Origin of the sequence: Actinosynnema sp. NPDC023658 (genome assembly GCF_040639995.1) — a bacterium.
In the GTDB taxonomy this organism is placed as follows: Bacteria; Actinomycetota; Actinomycetes; order Mycobacteriales; family Pseudonocardiaceae; genus Actinosynnema.
In genome coordinates this window covers 1-1,018 of the sequence record NZ_JBFAAX010001521.1, presented here as the reverse complement: position 1 = coordinate 1,018, position 1,018 = coordinate 1, and the positions used below count along the sequence as shown (strand labels likewise).

1 protein-coding gene is annotated in these 1,018 nt (G+C 69.9%); it reads right to left on the bottom strand.

Features of this window, described 5'->3' with window-relative positions:
* Nucleotides 1-400, bottom strand: a 400-nt coding sequence (locus tag AB0G02_RS42235; RefSeq protein WP_360806818.1) for a condensation domain-containing protein, incomplete at its 3' end; no start/stop codon positions are given.
* Nucleotides 401-1,018: the final 618 nt, after the last annotated feature.

The window sequence follows — 1,018 nt, the reverse complement described above, 5'->3', positions numbered from 1 at the left end:
GGTTCAGCACGAGGTGGTGGTCGTCGTCGGCCACGCGCAGCAGCGACGCCCGCAGCAGCGGCTCGCCGTCCAACCGGAACGGGCGGGCGGCGGCCGACCGGACCGCGTCGTCCACCGCGGGGTCGCGCTCGGCGGCGGGCAGGGCGCGCAGGTCCAGCACCTCGTGCGGCAACGGCCGCGGCTCCCCGATCACCTGGTACACCTCGTCGTCCACGACCTCGAACGTCGTGCGCAGCACCTCGTGCCGCGCCACCAGGTCGTCGAGCGCGCCCCACAGGGCGGCCTCACCGAGGGCTCCGCGCAGGCGCAGCACGAACGGCACGTTGTAGGCGGCGTTGGGCCCGTTGAGCTGGTCCAGGAACCACAACCGGTTCTGCGCGGCCGACGTCGGGACGCGCACGGGTCGTTCGGTAGTCCGCACCGGCTCGCGCCCCCCGGAGGAGCGCGTCCCGGAGGAGAGCATCCGGCGCAGGAGCTCCCGCCTGGCTTGCGCGACACTGTCAGCCATCGTCATTCCCATCCGTTCACGGGCATGCGCGGACGCGCCCGGCTCGGACGGGGCCGGGGACGCGGCGTCATCGTGCGTTGAGGTACTCGACCGGCGCACCGGAAGATTTCCCGTGCGCCACCACCCGCATTTACGTACACGGCCGAACAGGGTGTCCAACACCCGGTCGGCCTAATCAGCACGACTACTGCGACGAACCCTGCGGCATCTCCCACCCCCAGTGCTTGCCGCTCTCTCAAGGCCACTACAGCAGCCACCCCAGGGGTTGTCAAGACAACGAACTACGGGCCTTTTCCGGTGACTGCGCAAGGTATTCCAGGCCGTTGCGCTCCGTCGGACGATGAGTTACGTTGCGACCGATAAGCGATATTCCGGGAAGTATCCCGGCCTGTTTCCCGTCGCTTTATCCGTCATTTGTCACCGCAGCGCCGGACAGCCCTGGTGCGCGCAGCCGAGGAGGGCGGGCATGTACGACGCCGTGGTGGTGGGCGCGCGGTGCGCCGGCGCGTC